The organism is Pseudomonas sp. TH49, assembly GCF_016650625.1.
Lineage (GTDB): Bacteria > Pseudomonadota > Gammaproteobacteria > Pseudomonadales > Pseudomonadaceae > Aquipseudomonas > Aquipseudomonas fluorescens_H.
Map to the genome: position 1 here is coordinate 279913 of NZ_JAEKFL010000002.1, position 15298 is coordinate 295210.

Annotated in this window: 15 protein-coding genes; 4 read left to right on the forward strand and 11 right to left on the reverse strand. The window is 61.6% G+C overall.

Going from position 1 to position 15298, the window contains the following annotated elements; all coding sequences use genetic code 11:
• Positions 1 to 39: 39 nt before the first annotated feature.
• A complete protein-coding gene (locus JFU48_RS18630; RefSeq protein ID WP_103486400.1) occupies positions 40 to 816 on the reverse strand; it encodes an NAD(P)H-dependent oxidoreductase in 777 nt (258 codons plus the stop codon).
• Between the two features lie 84 nt (positions 817 to 900).
• Here JFU48_RS18630 and JFU48_RS18635 point away from each other — a divergent pair, with 84 nt between their 5' ends.
• Positions 901 to 1794, forward strand: coding sequence for a LysR family transcriptional regulator (locus JFU48_RS18635; RefSeq protein WP_201137252.1), 894 nt, complete (start codon positions 901 to 903; stop codon positions 1792 to 1794).
• 252 nt (positions 1795 to 2046) lie between these two features.
• Positions 2047 to 2832, forward strand: a complete 786-nt coding sequence (locus JFU48_RS18640) for a DeoR/GlpR family DNA-binding transcription regulator (RefSeq protein WP_103486402.1) — start codon at positions 2047 to 2049, stop codon at positions 2830 to 2832.
• 105 nt (positions 2833 to 2937) lie between these two features.
• On the opposite strand, the gene JFU48_RS18645 is transcribed toward JFU48_RS18640, so the two are convergent.
• The 8 genes from JFU48_RS18645 to JFU48_RS18680 form a co-directional block, all read right to left on the reverse strand.
• Positions 2938 to 4221: an NAD(P)/FAD-dependent oxidoreductase gene (locus JFU48_RS18645; protein WP_201137253.1), complete on the reverse strand. Its 1284-nt coding sequence runs from the start codon at positions 4219 to 4221 to the stop codon at positions 2938 to 2940.
• A gap of 150 nt (positions 4222 to 4371) precedes the next feature.
• The gene (locus JFU48_RS18650; RefSeq protein ID WP_201137254.1) at positions 4372 to 5736 is read right to left on the reverse strand and encodes a glutamine synthetase family protein; all 1365 of its coding nucleotides are present in this window, start codon (positions 5734 to 5736) and stop codon (positions 4372 to 4374) included.
• A gap of 477 nt (positions 5737 to 6213) precedes the next feature.
• Positions 6214 to 7557 carry a chromate efflux transporter gene (gene chrA, locus JFU48_RS18655; RefSeq protein ID WP_201137255.1) on the reverse strand — a complete coding sequence of 448 codons (1344 nt, stop codon included), beginning with the start codon at positions 7555 to 7557 and terminating at the stop codon, positions 6214 to 6216.
• 240 nt (positions 7558 to 7797) lie between these two features.
• On the reverse strand, positions 7798 to 8259 hold the full coding sequence (gene moaE / locus JFU48_RS18660) for a molybdopterin synthase catalytic subunit MoaE (protein WP_201137256.1): 462 nt from the start codon (positions 8257 to 8259) through the stop codon (positions 7798 to 7800).
• Positions 8260 to 8261: 2 nt separating this feature from the next.
• Positions 8262 to 8513: a MoaD/ThiS family protein gene (locus JFU48_RS18665; protein WP_201137257.1), complete on the reverse strand. Its 252-nt coding sequence runs from the start codon at positions 8511 to 8513 to the stop codon at positions 8262 to 8264.
• Positions 8510 to 8995 carry a cyclic pyranopterin monophosphate synthase MoaC gene (moaC, locus tag JFU48_RS18670; protein ID WP_201137258.1) on the reverse strand — a complete coding sequence of 162 codons (486 nt, stop codon included), beginning with the start codon at positions 8993 to 8995 and terminating at the stop codon, positions 8510 to 8512. The genes JFU48_RS18665 and moaC overlap by 4 nt, the downstream gene beginning before the upstream one ends.
• On the reverse strand, positions 8992 to 9834 hold the full coding sequence (fdhD, locus tag JFU48_RS18675) for a formate dehydrogenase accessory sulfurtransferase FdhD (protein ID WP_201137259.1): 843 nt from the start codon (positions 9832 to 9834) through the stop codon (positions 8992 to 8994). Before fdhD ends, moaC begins: the two co-directional genes overlap by 4 nt.
• A gap of 244 nt (positions 9835 to 10078) precedes the next feature.
• Positions 10079 to 10978, reverse strand: a complete 900-nt coding sequence (locus tag JFU48_RS18680; protein ID WP_103486408.1) for a LysR family transcriptional regulator — start codon at positions 10976 to 10978, stop codon at positions 10079 to 10081.
• A 285-nt stretch (positions 10979 to 11263) separates the two neighbouring features.
• Between JFU48_RS18680 and moaB the strand changes: the two genes are divergently transcribed.
• Positions 11264 to 11803, forward strand: a complete 540-nt coding sequence (gene moaB, locus JFU48_RS18685) for a molybdenum cofactor biosynthesis protein B (RefSeq protein WP_027611709.1) — start codon at positions 11264 to 11266, stop codon at positions 11801 to 11803.
• Positions 11800 to 13005, forward strand: coding sequence for a molybdopterin molybdotransferase MoeA (locus JFU48_RS18690; RefSeq protein ID WP_201137260.1), 1206 nt, complete (start codon positions 11800 to 11802; stop codon positions 13003 to 13005). Before moaB ends, JFU48_RS18690 begins: the two co-directional genes overlap by 4 nt.
• Before the next feature lie 168 nt (positions 13006 to 13173).
• Here JFU48_RS18690 and JFU48_RS18695 read toward each other — a convergent pair whose 3' ends face one another.
• Both JFU48_RS18695 and moaA read right to left on the reverse strand, forming a co-directional pair.
• Positions 13174 to 14073, reverse strand: a complete 900-nt coding sequence (locus JFU48_RS18695; RefSeq protein ID WP_201137261.1) for a bestrophin family protein — start codon at positions 14071 to 14073, stop codon at positions 13174 to 13176.
• A 36-nt stretch (positions 14074 to 14109) separates the two neighbouring features.
• Positions 14110 to 15108 carry a GTP 3',8-cyclase MoaA gene (gene moaA / locus JFU48_RS18700; RefSeq protein ID WP_201137262.1) on the reverse strand — a complete coding sequence of 333 codons (999 nt, stop codon included), beginning with the start codon at positions 15106 to 15108 and terminating at the stop codon, positions 14110 to 14112.
• Between the last annotated feature and the right edge of the window lie 190 nt (positions 15109 to 15298).

Sequence of the window (15298 nt, forward strand, 5' to 3'; positions counted from 1 at the left end):
GAGGGAGCAAGCTCCCTCCCCACAAAGGTTCAGTTATCTTTACCGAGTGTGGGCGGCAAAGCCCTCAAGCCCTGGTGCAATACCTTCCTTCAACGTCAACGCCGGAATCTCGTAATCGCCGCCGTTCTGCTGTCGATACGCAATCGGCCGCGTGCTCCACAATTCATCCAGCCGCGTGCCCAGTTCCTCGCAAGTCGCGGCAAATGTCGCCTCGTCCATTCGACCGACGCGATAGGCCACGAACGGCGGCACCACCTCAAAACCGGGGTAGTAGAGGATTCCGTGATTGATCGGGAACAGCACATCATCAATCGGCCCGTTGATCCCGCGTGGGCTGTAGTGCGAATCCCAGCCGCCGGTGGTGACCATCAACATCGCCCGCTTGCCTTTCATTTTCCCTTCGCCATAACGCTCGCCCCAACGCGAATCGGAGTGTTCGCCGACGCCATAGGCAAAACCGCAGGCGTACACGCGCTCGACCCAGCCCTTGAGAATCGCCGGCATGGAAAACCACCACAGTGGGAATTGCAGGATCAGTGCGTCGGCCCAGAGCAGTTTTGCTTGCTCGGCGGCGATATCGGCGGCCTGGGTGCCCTGGGCGTAGGCCAGTTTCGAATCGCCTGAGGCGTCAAACGGGCGGCTGCGGTCGCGTTCAGGGGCGTCGTCGGCGTCGAGGGTGGTCTTCCAGTTCATCGCGTAGAGGTCGGAGACCTGCACGGTGTGGCCGGCGGCTTGCAGGCGCTGGACGGTGAAGTCCTTGAGCGAGCCATTGAGCGAGGTGGGTTCAGGGTGGGCGTAGACCAGTAGCACATTCATGTTGCAGCTCCTTGGTTGAATGCAGGCAGGATCAATCCTTGATCGGTATATTGGAAATGAATGTCTGATATGTCAGGTATAGCCATGAATAATTTACGACGTCTGGATATCAACTTGCTGTTGACCCTAGACGTGTTATTGGCAGAACACAACGTAACCCGCGCCGCAGAGCGGTTGAGCCTGTCGCAGCCGTCAGTGAGCGTGCACCTGGCCAAGCTGCGCGAGATCTTCGGCGACCCGCTGTTGCTGCCCGGGCCACGCGGGATGCGGCCGACGGCGCGGGCCGATGAGTTGCGTGAGCCGTTGCGTGAAGCGCTGGAGGCACTGGAGCGAGCGGTGGCGCCGGCCAGTGCCTTCGATCCGGCGCAGGCCCGCCACATCTGGAAAGTCGCGGCGACGGATTACGGCGAATCGACGGTGGTGCTGCCGGCCCTCAGCGGTTTGCGCACTCAGGCGCCGGGCACGCGGCTGGCGGTGCTCGATCTGGTGCCGGCGCAATTGGTCAAGCAGGCGGAGCAGAGCGTGTTTGACCTGGCGCTGCACATCACCGAAGAGGCGCCGCTGGATCTGCATCAGCGGGTGCTGTTCACCGAGCATTACGTGTTGGCCGGTCGCGTCGGGCATCCGGGGTTGACGCGTAAACCGAACCGTGAACAGTTCTGCGCGCTGGAACACGTGATGGTGTCGCGTGCGGGCGGGGGCTTTTTCGGGGTGACCGACAAGGCGCTCGCCGAGGTCGGTCTGGCGCGCAAAGTGGTGCTGTCGGTGCCGCACTTTCTGATGGTGATGTCAGTGCTGGCGAGTACCGATCTGGTGGCGATGCTGCCGTCACGGCTGGTGCGCGGCAACCCGGCGTTGCAGGTGGTCGACGCGCCGCTGCAGGTGCCGGGCTACGAAATGGCGATGTTCTGGGGCGAGCGCGCGCACCGCGATCCGGCACACAAATGGTTGCGAGAGCACCTGGCGGCGTCGGTGTAGTGGGTCAGGCGTGGCCCAGGGCAATCGCAAAAGACACCACGATCATGCACGCAAACGCAAAATTGAGATTCATCAGCTGTTCATCCTGAGCCTTTTTCGAGTGGGGCCATTCTGAACAGACGCACGGCAAAGAAAAAATTCGGCATGTTGATTCCAATGATCGAAACAATTGATAGCGGCCGGTTTGTGTTTGCCCGAGGCTTTCGCTAGTCTCGGCAAAACCTGCAACTACAAGCATAAACAGGCATAACCATGCACGATCATTCGGTCACCGAACTGCCCTCCCTGCGCCGGCAGAAAATCCTCCTGATCCTCGAACGCGACGGCAAGGTCATGGCCTCCGAGTTGAGCCAGCACTTCGCCGTGTCCGAAGACACCATCCGCCGCGACCTCGCCGAACTGGACAACGCCGGCCTGGTGCAGCGCGTGCATGGCGGGGCGCTGCCAAGGCCCAAGGACTCCGGCAAGGATTTCTTCACCCGACTGGATGAGACTGACGAGGTGAAAGTGCGGTTGGCGCAATGGGCGGCGCAGAAAGTCGAGGACGGGCAGATCGTGCTGTTCGATTCCGGCTCGACCACGTTGCAGGTGGCGCGCTCGCTGCGGGCGGATATCCAGATCACCGCGGTGACCGCCGCGCCGATGACGGCCATCGCCCTGTCCGAATACAAGGGCGTGAAAGTGATTCTGGCCGGCGGGCAATTGAACCCGCGCACGATGTCGGCCGGTGGGCATGAGGCGGTGCGGTTGTTGGCCGGGATCAAGGCCGATCTGGCGTTTACCGGGGTCTGCGCGATTCATCCGGAGGTGGGCATCACCTCGCTGCATTTTGATGAAGTGCCGGTGAAGCAGGCGCTGCTCGACAGCGCGGCGCGGGTGATTGCGGTGACCACCGCGGATAAATTAGGCGCGGTGGAGCCGTTTGTGGTGGCTTCGTGTACGCGCCTGCATACGCTGATTACCGAGCGGCATGTGGCGTCGGGGAGTATCGAGGATTATCGGCGGTTGGGGATTGTGGTGGAGCAGTTGCCTGATTGAGATTTTGTGCTGAGGTTGATGGCCTCTTCGCGAGCAAGCCCGCTCCTACAGTTGGAATGCGTTCCCCTTGTAGGAGTGAGCTTGCTCGCGAAAGGGCCAGTGCGATCAATGCAGTTTTTCAAGCATCTGGTAATACCACATCCCCGCCGCCAACAACGGATTGCCCAGCAAATCCCCCATCGGCACCCGAATGTGCTGGCACTGCGCAAAGGTGTCGAACTGTTCCATCTGCCCGGTGATCGCGCGGCTCATGATTTCACCCATGATGTGCGTCGTCGCGATGCCGTGTCCGGAATAACCCTGGCAATACCAGACATTGTCCGAGAGCTTGCCCAGTTGCGGGATGCGGTTGATCACGATGCCCATCGCGCAGCTCCACTGGTAGTCGATCTGCACCCCTTTGAGCGCCGGGAACGTCTGCTCGATGCACGGGCGCAGCTCGGCGGCGATGTCCCGTGAATCCTTGCCACTGTAATTGGCGCCACCACCGAACAGCAGGCGCCCGTCGGCCGTGAGGCGGTAGTAGTCGAGGACGAAACGGCAGTCGTACACCGCCAGGTCTTCGGGGTTGATCTGCCGCGCCAGATCACCCAGCGGCGCGGTGGTGACGATGCCGCCCATGGCCGGGAAAATCTTGCCCTTGAGCTGACCCGGTTCGAGCTTGTGATAGACGTCACCGGCGAGCATCACCTGATTGGCGTCGATCTGGCCATGGGCGGTGCGCACCCCTGGGGTTTTGCCGTGAATGATCTCCAACACTTCACTGTTCTCGAAGATCAATGCACCAAGACTCTCCGCCGCCCGCGCTTCGCCGATGCACAGGTTGAGCGGGTGCAGGTGCATGTTGCGGGTGTTCTTGATCGCGCCGTGGTAGAGGTCGCTTTGCAGCAGGTCGCGCACCTGGCTGCGGTCGAGCAGGCTGACTTGATCACCCAGGCCGCGACGCACGGCTTCTTCGTAGTCGTTGCGCAAATCAGTCATGTGACTGCGCTTGTAGGCAGCGTGCAAATGACCGTGTTTGAGGTCGCACTGAATGCCATATTTCGCCACGCGCTGCTGGATGATTTCATGCCCGCGCCAGCGCAGGTGCCAGATGAAATCGTCGACTTCATCACCGAGTTTCGGGCGCATCTGTTTACGCATCGCACCGTCGCCGGAGAGGCTGCCGGTGACTTGGCCACCATTGCGTCCGGTGGCGCCCCAGCCGATTTTATTGCTCTCGACGATGGCGACTTTCAGGCCTTTTTCGGCGAGTTCGACGGCGGTGGCAACGCCGGTGAAACCGCCGCCGATGATCACCACATCCACCTGGTGCCGGCCCTGCAGGGTCGGGTAGTCGGTGTCCTGGTTGAGGGTGGCGGTGTAGTAGGAATTGCAGCGTTGGGTCATGTCAGTGTCCACACAAAATTCGGAATTCGGAGTGCAATCCCCTGTGGGAGCGGGCTTGCTCGCGAATGCGGTGGGTCAGTCACTGAAATATTGAATGTGACGACGCCTTCGCGAGCAAGCCCGCTCCCACAGGGGGATTGATGCTGTGCTTCAGGCTTCGGTCAGGTACCAGCGCCAATCCTGTTCACCCACCTCGGCCATGAACTGCCGGTACTCGGCGCGTTTCACCGCCAGGTACACCCCGAGAAATTCCTGGCCCAGGGCATCCCGTGCCCACGCGGAATTCTCCAGCGCTTGTAGCGAAGTCAGCCAGTCGGTCGGCAGCAATTCCTTGGCTTGCGCATAGCCGTTGCCCTCGACCGGCGCACCCGGATCAAGACTTTCGCGAATGCCACGATGGATCCCGGCGAGGATCGCTGCCGCCGCCAGATACGGGTTGGCGTCGGCGCCGCAGATGCGGTGTTCGATGTGCCGGGTGTTGGCCGGGCCGCCCGGTACGCGCAGGCTGACGGTGCGGTTGTCGACGCCCCAGGTCGGCGCCAATGGCGCATAGCTGTTGGCCTGGAAGCGCCGGTAGGAGTTGGCGTTGGGGCAGAACAGCAGCAGCGAATCGAGCAGCGAGGCGAGCATGCCGCCAATCGCGGTGCGCAGCAGCGGCGTACCGGCCGGGTCCTCGGAAGCAAACAGATTGCGCCCTTCGGCATCGGCGAGGCTGACGTGCATGTGCATGCCGGTGCCGGCCAGATCATCGAACGGCTTGGCCATGAAAGTCGCCCGCATGCCGTGCTTGTGCGCCACCGCTTTGACCAGACGTTTGTAGCGCACCGCCTGATCCATCGCGAGCAAGGCGTCGCCATGTTCGAGGGTGATTTCCACTTGGCCCGGCGCGTATTCGGAGATCGCCGTACGCGCCGGAATGCCGTGCAGTTTGCAGGCGCTGTAGAGGTCGGCGAGGAACGGTTCGATCTGCTCCAATTCACGCAAACCGTAGACCTGGGTGTGTCGCGGTCGGCCACCGTCGGCGTCCAGCGCCGGTTGCGGGCGACCGTTGTGATCGCGTTTGGCGTCGAGCAGATAGAACTCCAGCTCGCACGCCATCACCGGGTGATAACCCTCGGCCTTGAGGCCGTCGATCACCTTGATCAACAAGTGACGCGGGTCGGCGATGCTCGCTGGCAGGCCTTCAGTCGGGTGCATGCTGACCTGCACCGCCGCAGTTGGAATCTGCCGCCATGGCAGGCGCACCAGACTGCCTTCGAGCGGGTAGGCGCGGCAGTCGATGTCGCCGACGTCCCACACCAGACCTGAGTTCTCCACGTCCTCGCCCTGTACGGTCAAACCGAGGATGGTGCTGGGCAGCGGGCGACCGCTTTCGTAGACCGCCAGCAGCTCCTCGCGGTGCAACAGTTTGCCGCGCGGTACGCCGTTGGCGTCGAGGATGAACAGCTCGATCATGTCGATATCGGGGTTCTGTTCAAGGAACAGGCGTGCGTCTTCGATGGCTGCGAATTTCATGGTCAATCACTCACGATGGCGCCGGGCAGGCGCGCAGGATCGGGCCGGACGCATGGAGGGCGTCCCGGCAGGGATATCAAATGGAGATCAGTCAGACGTGACACAGAACCTGTGAGGACTGCTACGCAGTCCATCGGGGATAAATCCCCTCACTACAGTCATGCATCTATAGTTTTTGTTGACTGAGAAAATCAGCAGGCGATATCCGGCGGGCGTGCGGAGTGACGCAGCTTGGAACGGCGCAGGGCCATGGGGAGATTGACGATACGATTCATACGCCGCCCCTGTGGGAGAGGGCGCGCAAGCGAGAGACGTTCAACGTTTCTGGTTGTTGTGGTGACGTACTCATAACGCGTGTTTCCGTTGGCGGAAAACGTCGGTGGCGAGATGGCCCCGCCGACCGGTGTGCCCGGATAGTAAGGGGCAATCTGCGGGCCTGTAAACCGATGATTGTGCCCCTGCCACTTTGGCCGCTGCTCAGTTCAGCAGATGAAAGCCCAGCCCGGCGAGGGCGCAAACGATCAACACTGCAATCACACCGCGCTTGAAAATGAACAGCGCCAGTGCGGCCAGCAGCGCCAGCCCGATGGAAAACAGATCCGTGTGCCCGGCAAAACCGTTGGGCCAGAACACGTGATAAGCGAAGAAACATGCCAGGTTCAGAATCACCCCGACCACCGCCGCGGTGATAGCGGTCAATGGTGCAGTGAATTTCAATTCATTGTGGGTCGATTCCACCAGCGGCCCGCCGGCGAGGATGAACAGGAACGAGGGCAGGAAGGTGAACCAGGTCACCAGTGTCGCCGCCAGTGCGCCAGCGGCGAACGCATGTTCCGCGCCGAACGCCGGTTGTACGTAACCGCCGATGAAACCGACAAACGCCACCACCATGATCAGCGGCCCGGGCGTACTTTCGCCAAGGGCGAGGCCGTCGATCATCTGCGTTGGCGTCAGCCAGCCGTAGTGCCCGACTGCGCCCTGATAGACATAGGGCAACACCGCGTAAGCGCCGCCAAAGGTCAGCAGCGCGGCTTTGGTAAAGAACCAGCCCATTTGCGTGAAGGTGCCGTCCCAGCCGAACAGGGCGGTCAGCAGCGCCATCGGCAAACACCACAGCACCGCGCCGACCAACAGCAGACGCCACAGCTTCGGCAGGCTGAATCGGGCATGTTCGGGCGTTGGCGTGTCGTCATCGATCAACGCCGGGCCGAAGGATTTGGCACTGCCGCGCTGGCTGCCATTGTCGAACCGCTGTGGCGCCAGTCGCCCGCCGAAGTAGCCGAGCAACGCCGCACTGAGGACGATCAGCGGGAACGGCAGGTTGAAGGCAAAGATCGCCACGAACGACGCCCCGGCGATTGCCCACAGCCAACTGTTTTTCAGCGCCCGCGAACCGATGCGATGCGCCGCGTGCAGCACAATCGCAGTCACTGCCGGTTTGATTCCGTAAAAGATCCCGGCCACCACCGGCACGTCACCGAACGCGATGTACAGCCACGACAGCGCAATCAGGATGAACAGCGACGGCAGCACGAACAGCGCCCCGGCAATTACTCCGCCCCAGGTGCGATGCAACAGCCAGCCAATATAGGTCGCCAGTTGCTGGGCCTCGGGGCCAGGCAGCAACATGCAGTAGTTGAGCGCATGCAGGAACCGTCGCTCGGAGATCCAGCGCCGGCGCTCGACCAGTTCCTGATGCATGATCGCGATCTGCCCGGCCGGGCCGCCGAAACCGATGCAGCCGAGCTTGAGCCAGAAACGCCAGGCCTGGCGCAGGGTGACGGGAGCGGGGCGGGGCAGGTTGTTGGGCGCTGTGCTCAAACGAGACTCCGGAGTTTAATCCTGGCGGAGTGGCTATCTAATCAGACTTTCAACCCTCACCCCAGCCCTCTCCCAGAGGGAGAGGGGGCCGACCGAGGTGTCTGGCGTCATCCATCGACCTGAGAGATCGAGTCGATTATGGATTCAGAACCAATCTTTCAATTCGGTGAATTTCTTCAATATCCCCCAATCAGTCCCCTCTCCCTCGGGGAGAGGGCTAGGGTGAGGGGCTCTTGATCTTCAGGCATGCGCCAGACTCCAGCGCAGCGCCGCATTCTGGTCGCTCTCCCGCGCCTCGACCCAATGCGAACCCTGCGCCGTGGTCTCGCGCTTCCAGAACGGCGCGCGGGTCTTGAGCACGTCCATGATGAACGCGCAGGCTTCGAACGCCATGTGCCGGTGCTTGCTGCTGACGCCAACGAACACGATCGGTTCGCTGACCGCCAGCGCGCCGACCCGATGCACAATCTCCACTCCCAGCAGCGGCCAGCGCTCGCGAGCCTCGTCGGCGATCTGTTCGAGGGCTTTTTCGGTCATGCCCGGAAAGTGCTCGAGGAACAGCTCGTTCACGCTCTGGCCAATGTTCAGATCGCGCACATAGCCAATGAAATTCACCACCGCGCCGACCCGTGGATTGCGCGCATGCAGGTCGGCGGTCAACTGGCCGACGTCGAAGCTTTTGTACTGAACTCGAACCGTCATGCTCAGCCCCCGGTGACCGGTGGGAAAAACGCGATCTCGTCGAAGTCCTCAATGGCCGCACTCGGCTGGCACAGTTCCTGATTCAACGCGCACATCAGGTTGCCGGCGCCGAGCACTTCGCGCCATTCCTCGCCGCGGGCCATGAGCAATTGCCGCACGTCCTCGATGCTGCGCAGATTTTCGCTCAAGGGGATTTTTTCACCGCCCAGATTGAGGCGGTCACGGTAGCTGGCGAAGTAGTTGATCAGGATCATTGCGCGTCCTCCCATTGAAAATGCCCGGAGCGTCCGCCCTGTTTGCTCAGCAGGCGGATGTCGCCGATGACCATCGCCCGGTCCACCGCTTTGCACATGTCATAGATCGTCAATGCGGCGACGCTGGCGGCGGTCAGGGCTTCGAGTTCGACGCCGGTCTGGCCGGTGAGGCGGCAGGTGCTGGTGATCTGTACGCGGTCCGGTTCGCAGGCCTTGAGTTCGACATGAATCGAGCTGAGCAGCAGCGCATGGCACAGCGGGATCAGCTCGTGGGTGCGCTTGGCTGCCTGAATTCCGGCGATGCGCGCCACGGCGAAAACGTCGCCCTTGGGGTGCCCGTTGGCCTGGATCATCTGCAGCGTTTCCGGGCGCATCTGCACCCAGGCCTGCGCCGTGGCTTCGCGGTGAGTCGCGGCTTTGTCGCTGACATCGACCATGTTGGCGCGGCCCTGATCGTCGAGGTGGGTGAGGGTGTTGCTCATGGCGAAAGCTCCTGGATCGGGCTGTAGATTCGGGGGGCGTTACGGTGCGGAACGTGGATCAGATTCAGGTGATGCTTGAGCGCCCAGCGCACGGTCAATGCGGTGGGCGCGGACAGACTGACGAGGGTGCCGAGGCGGGCGCGCACGGCCTTGTGGATCAGTTCGAGGCTGCAACGGCTGGTGACCACCACAAAGCCCTGACGCGCATCGACCTCGGCGCTGTGCATGGCGCCGATCAGCTTGTCGAGGGCGTTGTGCCGGCCGATGTCTTCGCGGCACAGCAGCGCCTCACCGCGGGCGTCGAAATACAGCGCCGCGTGCAGGGCGCCGCTGCTGCGGGCCAGTTGCTGAGCCTGTTCGATACGCTGGCGGATGCCATCGAAATGCGCGGCCGGCGGCAGTGCGCAGGGTTGCAGGATCTGCAGTTGCGGCAGCGCCTGCTCCAGCGCTTCGACGCCACAGATGCCGCAACCGCTGGTGCCGGTCATCTGCCGACGATGATCTTTCAGCGCCCAGAAGGCACGACTGGAAATCTGCACATCGGCCTGGCAGGCCTGATCGAAATGCGTCAGATGGATATCGTAGATCTCGTCGACGCTGTCGATGATCGCGTTGCTCAGGCTGAAGCCACGGATGAAGTCTTCGAGGTTGCCGGGCGAGACCATCATCACCGCCTGACTCAGACCATTGAAGGTGATCGCCAGAGCAATTTCCGCGGCCAGGGCGGCGTGAGAGAGCGGGGCGTCTTGCAGGTATTCGCGAAAGGCCACCTGTGACGGTTGCGGTGCGGGGGCATTGGCATCCCCCGGTTCGGCGGTTGTTGCAACTTGGCACTGCATCTTGAAAAGTCCCGAAGCGCTGAAGTGAGTTCAGGCTACGGGGGAGTCAAAAGTGCGTCCAATCGCTTGTTCTGATCTGGTGATTGGGTGGGTCGATCACCGCTGTCATGTCCGAAATGTGTGTTGGCTGGGCGGGCCTCTTCGCGAGCAAGCCCGCTCCCACATTTAAAATGCATTCAACCTGTGGGAGCGGGCTTGCTCGCGAAGGCGGCCAGGCGTCCAACAGCAATGTCTGGATAGTCACTCAAACAACCGGCACCTCACCCCCAAACATTTTCCGCGCCTCGGCAAAGCACTTTTCGGCAATCGCCGAACGCGGCTCGGTCTTGCGCATCACCAGCCCCAGCGGCGCGAGCACGCTGGCATCCGGCAGTTGCATGAACGACAGGTGTTCGATCGGCTCTTCCAGCCCGCTGTCCAGCGGCATGATCGAGCAGCAGAATCCTTGGTGGATCGCCTGCAGCAGTTGATAGGTCGAATCACTTTCCATGATCGGCTGCGGATTCAGCCCGCGACTGCGGAAACTCAGGTCGATGGATTTACGGTAATGCATGCCGGTGGTGATCATCCCCAACGGCAGTTCGGCGGCGTCTTCCCAGCTCATTTCCGAGCCTTCGAAATGGAAGTGACGGTTGTCGTAAAGCAGCCCGACGCGGGTTTCACCGATCTCGAAAAAATCAAAATAGTTCGGGTTGACGTGGTCGAGGTAGCACACGCCCAGGTCCAGTTGATTGTTGCCGAGGCCGGCGATGATCTCGTCGGAACTGCCCGACGACAGACTGAATTTCAGCTCGGGATAGGTCCCGGACAAGCCCTGAATGTAATTGACCGGATTGAAGTTGCTCAGCGGCACCAGACCCAGGCGCAGGCTGCCGACCAGTTGCCCGCGGCACGCCGCCGCTTCGGCGAACAGACCGTCATGCGCGGCCAGCAGTGTGCGCGCCCAGGCCAGCACCCGCTCGCCGGCCTGAGTGAAACCTTCAAAGCGCTGACCGCGATTGACCAGCACCAGATCCAGCTCGTCTTCCAGATTGCGCAGACGCATCGACAGGGTCGGCTGAGTGATGTGGCAGCGGGCGGCGGCCTGGCCGAAGTGTCGGGTTTCGTCCAGTGCGATCAGGAACTTGAGTTGTTTGATGTCCACGAAGGCACCTGCTCGTTGAGAAATTGAATGGAGTATTGACGCAGATGCGCGCAGCGCACGGAAAACGCGAGGTGCGACGATCTCATTTGCCTGTGTTTGCGTCCAATCGGAAGCATTGAAAAGACTATCGATCAGCTCTATCGCCCATGGTTTCAAAGGCTTTGGCCGAGGTCAACGGCACCGATAGAGCAGGTCGATAATGTGGTTGGCCAGAGTGATTAGACAGTACTCATAGGTGGCACTTAGGCTGCTCGGCAATCTGATTGACTACTGCCGGAGAGTCCCATGAGCGCGAAAGCGGATGCCCTGTTTGTCCCCCTGAACATTGCCGTACTGACCGTCAGCGATACTCGCGATTATGCGAGCGACACGTCCGGCCAATTGCTGGTCAGCCGATTGCTGGAGGCCGGTCATACCTTGAGCGAACGCAACCTGCTCAAGGATGACCTGTACAAGATCCGCGCCCAGGTCGCCCACTGGATTGCCGACGACAGCATTCAGGTGGTGCTGATCACCGGCGGCACTGGCTTCACCGGGCGCGACAGCACGCCGGAAGCGGTGGCCTGTCTGCTCGACAAGCAGATCGATGGGTTTGGCGAGTTGTTCCGCGCGATTTCGATTCTCGACATCGGCACCTCCACCGTGCAAAGCCGTGCGCTGGCCGGCTTGTCCAACGGCACGCTGGTGTGCTGCCTGCCGGGTTCGACCGGTGCCTGTCGCACCGCGTGGGAAGGCATCCTCGCCGAACAACTGGATAACCGCCATCGCCCGTGCAACTTCGTGCCGCACCTCAAATCAGTAGCCGCCTGTGGGCCGCGCGGATGAGCAAGGCAGCGTTGATGCCGGTCGAGGACGCCCTCGATCAGTTGCTCGGCATGGCCAATGAGCAACGGCTGGCCGACAGCGAAATACTGCCGCTCGACGAGGCGCGTGGCCGAGTGTTGGCCAGTGATCTGGTGGCGACACTCGACCTGCCGCCGTGGCCGAACAGTGCCATGGACGGTTATGCGTTGAACCTGGCCGATCTGCATCGCCAGCCGTTGAATGTCTCGCAAAAGGTCTACGCCGGCCAGGCGCCGGACGCGCTATTGCCCGGTACCTGCGCGCGGATCTTTACCGGCGCACCGCTGCCACCCGGCGCCACTTGCGTCGAGATGCAAGAAAACGTCGAAGTGCTCGAAGACGGTCGCGTGCGCTTCCTGCAGGCGCTGAAAGCGGGGCAGAACATTCGCGCGCAAGGTCAGGAAAATCGCGTTGGCGACATCCTGCTGCGCGCCGGCAAACGCCTCGGGCCGTTCGAACTGGCGGTCGCGGCCGGGCAGGGGCTGGCGCAACTGCACGTGGCGCGTCGCCCGCGTGTGGCGCTGCTGTCCACCGGTGACGAACTGGTCGAGCCGGGCCTGCCGCTGCGTCCCGGCAGCATCTACAACAGCAACCGCGTGTTGCTTGGCCACTGGCTGAAGGAACTGGGCTGCGAGGTGATCGACGCCGGGATTCTGCCGGATCGTCCGGCACAGACGCGGCTCAAGCTTGAGCAACTGCAAGTGGCGGCCGACCTGATTCTGACCACGGGTGGCGTGTCTGCCGGCGATGCCGATTGCCTTGGTCAGGTGCTGCGCGACAACGGCAAACCGCTGCTGTGGAAACTCGCGATCAAGCCTGGCAAACCGCTGACCGTGGGGCATTTCGGTACGGTGCCGGTGATAGGCCTGCCGGGCAATCCGACCTCGGCGCTGGTGACCTTCGGCCTGCTGGCGCGGCCGTATCTGCTGCGCATTCAGGGCGTGGAAGAGGTCATGCCGTTGAGCTTTACGGTGAATGCCGGATTTGAATGGAGTAAAGCTGGCAGCCGTCGAGAGTATCTGCGGGTGCGGCTGGAAGCGGGGCGTGCGGTGTTGTATCCGAACCAGAGTTCCGGTGTTTTGCTCGGTGCGACCTGGGCTGACGGATTGGTGGAAGTGCCGGAAAACAGTACTCACGGCATCGGGGATGAGCTGCGCTTCATTCCCTTCAGCGAACTGTTCTGACAAATCAAACCCGTGATGTTCATCCATTCTGCGGGTGTACCTCAAACCTGTAGGAGTGAGCCTGCTCGCGATGACGGCGGCACAGTCAACATCTTCACTGACTGGAAGACCGCTATCGCGAGCAGGCTCACTCCTACAGAGGGTATTTGTGTGGTGAGGAGAGCGGGTTCAGCTCAGCACATAGTCCACCGGCAGCAGCATCGGTGGCAGGTCGGTCACGCCCAGTTCGCTGAGGATGTCACGCTCGATGGTGCGTACCAGCGAGTCAGTCGCCAAATCGTTTTCATCGCGGCCGAACGGGTCTTCCAGCTCATCGGCAATCGCATCCAGGCCAAAGAACGTGTAGCTCACGATCGCCGTAAACAGCGGGGTCAGCCAGCCCAGTGGTTCGGCCATGGCGAAGGGCAGCAGGATGCAAAACAGGTAGATCGTGCGGTGCAGCAGCAAGGTGTAGGGGAAGGGCAGCGGTGTGTTTTTGATCCGTTCGCACACCGCTTGCGCCTGGGTCAGGCTGGTCAGGTGATTGGCCAGCAGCATGTAGCGCCACTCGCTCAGTTCGCCACTCTGGTGCAGGTCGGAACACTGCTGGCCGACCTGCTGCAGAATCCGCCCGCTGTAGTCCGGCACCTGCGGATCGTGTTGCGGGGTGATCCACGCACGGCTGGCCGCCGCTTCGCTTTCCCGGCGCAATCGCGCGTTCAGCGAGTGGGCAAAACCGCAGAGGTTCAGCAGCAACGGCTTGCGCTGCACGGATTCGCGGATGACATGGGTTTCGCGAATCACCGAACGAATGTGCACCAGCACATCACCCCAGGCCTTGCGCGCTTCATACCAGCGGTCATAGCAGGCGTTGTTGCGAAAATTCATGAAGATCGACAGCGACAGCCCGAGCAAGGTGAACGGCGTGGCATTGACCTTGGTGAAGTTGCTCGGGTGGAGGATTTCAATCAGGACGATGGCCGAGGCCAGCAGGGTGACCATCAAGGTGCGCAGGGCGATACGTTTGGCAATCGAACCCTTGAGGGTGAAGAGGATGGCGAATTGGTTGACCTTGGGTCTGATGATCATGCTGGGCGATCCCGATTACGCAGGGTGAGGGCGGTTTCAACCGCCGGTCATGTTCATGAAGCGCACGACCTGCACGTCGTCGTTCACTTCGAAATTGTGCCGGTACGGCTTGAGTTTCATTGCCTCGATAATGGCTTTCTCCAGCCTCTGCGGTTGCCCCGGATGAGCGCGCAGCACGGCTTTCAGATCCACCGAATGCTCGTTACCCAGACACAGTAGCAGGCGCCCTTCGACGGTCAGCCGCACCCGGTTGCAGGTGCCGCAAAAATTGTGGCTGTGCGGCGAGATGAAACCCAGACGAATCTCCGGTGCTTCCGCCAGCCGCCAGTAGCGCGACGGGCCCTGGGTCGACTCGGCGGAGTCGATCAGGGTGTAGCGCTCGGCGATCTTCGCGCGCACCTGGGCGCTGGAGAAAAACGACTCCGCGCGGCTGTGTTCGCTGATGATCCCCAGCGGCATTTCCTCGATGAAGGAGACGTCGAGCTGGCGGTCGATGGCGAAGCTCACAAGATCGTTGATCTCCTGATCGTTGCGCCCCTGCATCACCACCACGTTGAGTTTAGTGCGGGTGAAACCGGCCTTGCGCGCCGCATCGATGCCGCTGATCACCTGCGCCAGATCACCGGTGCGGGTCATCTGTCTGAAGCGCTCGGGATCGAGGCTGTCGAGGCTGATGTTCAGGCGCTTGACCCCGGCGTCGAACAGCGGCGCGGCGAGTTTGCCCAGCTGCGAGCCATTGGTGGTCATGCACAGTTCACGCAGGCCGGGCAGGGCGGCGATCTGCTCGCACAGCTTGACCACGCCCGGACGGATCAGCGGCTCGCCGCCCGTCAGGCGAATCTTGCGCGTGCCCAGCGCCACGAAGCTCTGCGCCAGTTGATAGATCTCCTCCAGCGTCAGCACTTGCTGGCGCGGCAGAAACTGCATGTCCTCGGCCATGCAATACACGCAGCGGAAGTCGCAGCGGTCGGTGACCGACATGCGCAGATAGTCGACGCGGCGGTTGTAACCATCGATCAAGACACGCTCTGACATGACAGCCTCGCAGGAGTGAGAAGTCCGCATTAACGGACCAGGTTGACGCAGGTTATGGGCAACTTCGCAGGACGTCCAATCACTGTTTATGAACGCTTGATTGAGCGCGTCGATGATCAATTGTTTTTTCTTGAAAGTTGCCGCTTTAATTTCGCAAGGCCCCGTAAATAAAGGGTTTTTCAGCGTGATA

Excerpts from the sequence above, each read along its gene's own strand:
- JFU48_RS18645 (WP_201137253.1), bottom strand. The coding sequence starts at position 4,221 with ATGACCCAACGCTGCAATTCCTACTACACCGCCACCCTCAACCAGGAC.
- moaA (WP_201137262.1), bottom strand. The coding sequence starts at position 15,108 with ATGTCAGAGCGTGTCTTGATCGATGGTTACAACCGCCGCGTCGACTAT.
- moaB (WP_027611709.1), top strand. The coding sequence starts at position 11,264 with ATGAGCGCGAAAGCGGATGCCCTGTTTGTCCCCCTGAACATTGCCGTA.
- JFU48_RS18695 (WP_201137261.1), bottom strand. The coding sequence starts at position 14,073 with ATGATCATCAGACCCAAGGTCAACCAATTCGCCATCCTCTTCACCCTC.
- JFU48_RS18650 (WP_201137254.1), bottom strand. The coding sequence starts at position 5,736 with ATGAAATTCGCAGCCATCGAAGACGCACGCCTGTTCCTTGAACAGAAC.
- JFU48_RS18690 (WP_201137260.1), top strand. The coding sequence starts at position 11,800 with ATGAGCAAGGCAGCGTTGATGCCGGTCGAGGACGCCCTCGATCAGTTG.
- JFU48_RS18665 (WP_201137257.1), bottom strand. The coding sequence starts at position 8,513 with ATGATCCTGATCAACTACTTCGCCAGCTACCGTGACCGCCTCAATCTG.
- JFU48_RS18640 (WP_103486402.1), top strand. The coding sequence starts at position 2,047 with ATGCACGATCATTCGGTCACCGAACTGCCCTCCCTGCGCCGGCAGAAA.
- moaE (WP_201137256.1), bottom strand. The coding sequence starts at position 8,259 with ATGACGGTTCGAGTTCAGTACAAAAGCTTCGACGTCGGCCAGTTGACC.
- fdhD (WP_201137259.1), bottom strand. The coding sequence starts at position 9,834 with ATGCAGTGCCAAGTTGCAACAACCGCCGAACCGGGGGATGCCAATGCC.
- JFU48_RS18635 (WP_201137252.1), top strand. The coding sequence starts at position 901 with ATGAATAATTTACGACGTCTGGATATCAACTTGCTGTTGACCCTAGAC.
- moaC (WP_201137258.1), bottom strand. The coding sequence starts at position 8,995 with ATGAGCAACACCCTCACCCACCTCGACGATCAGGGCCGCGCCAACATG.
- JFU48_RS18630 (WP_103486400.1), bottom strand. The coding sequence starts at position 816 with ATGAATGTGCTACTGGTCTACGCCCACCCTGAACCCACCTCGCTCAAT.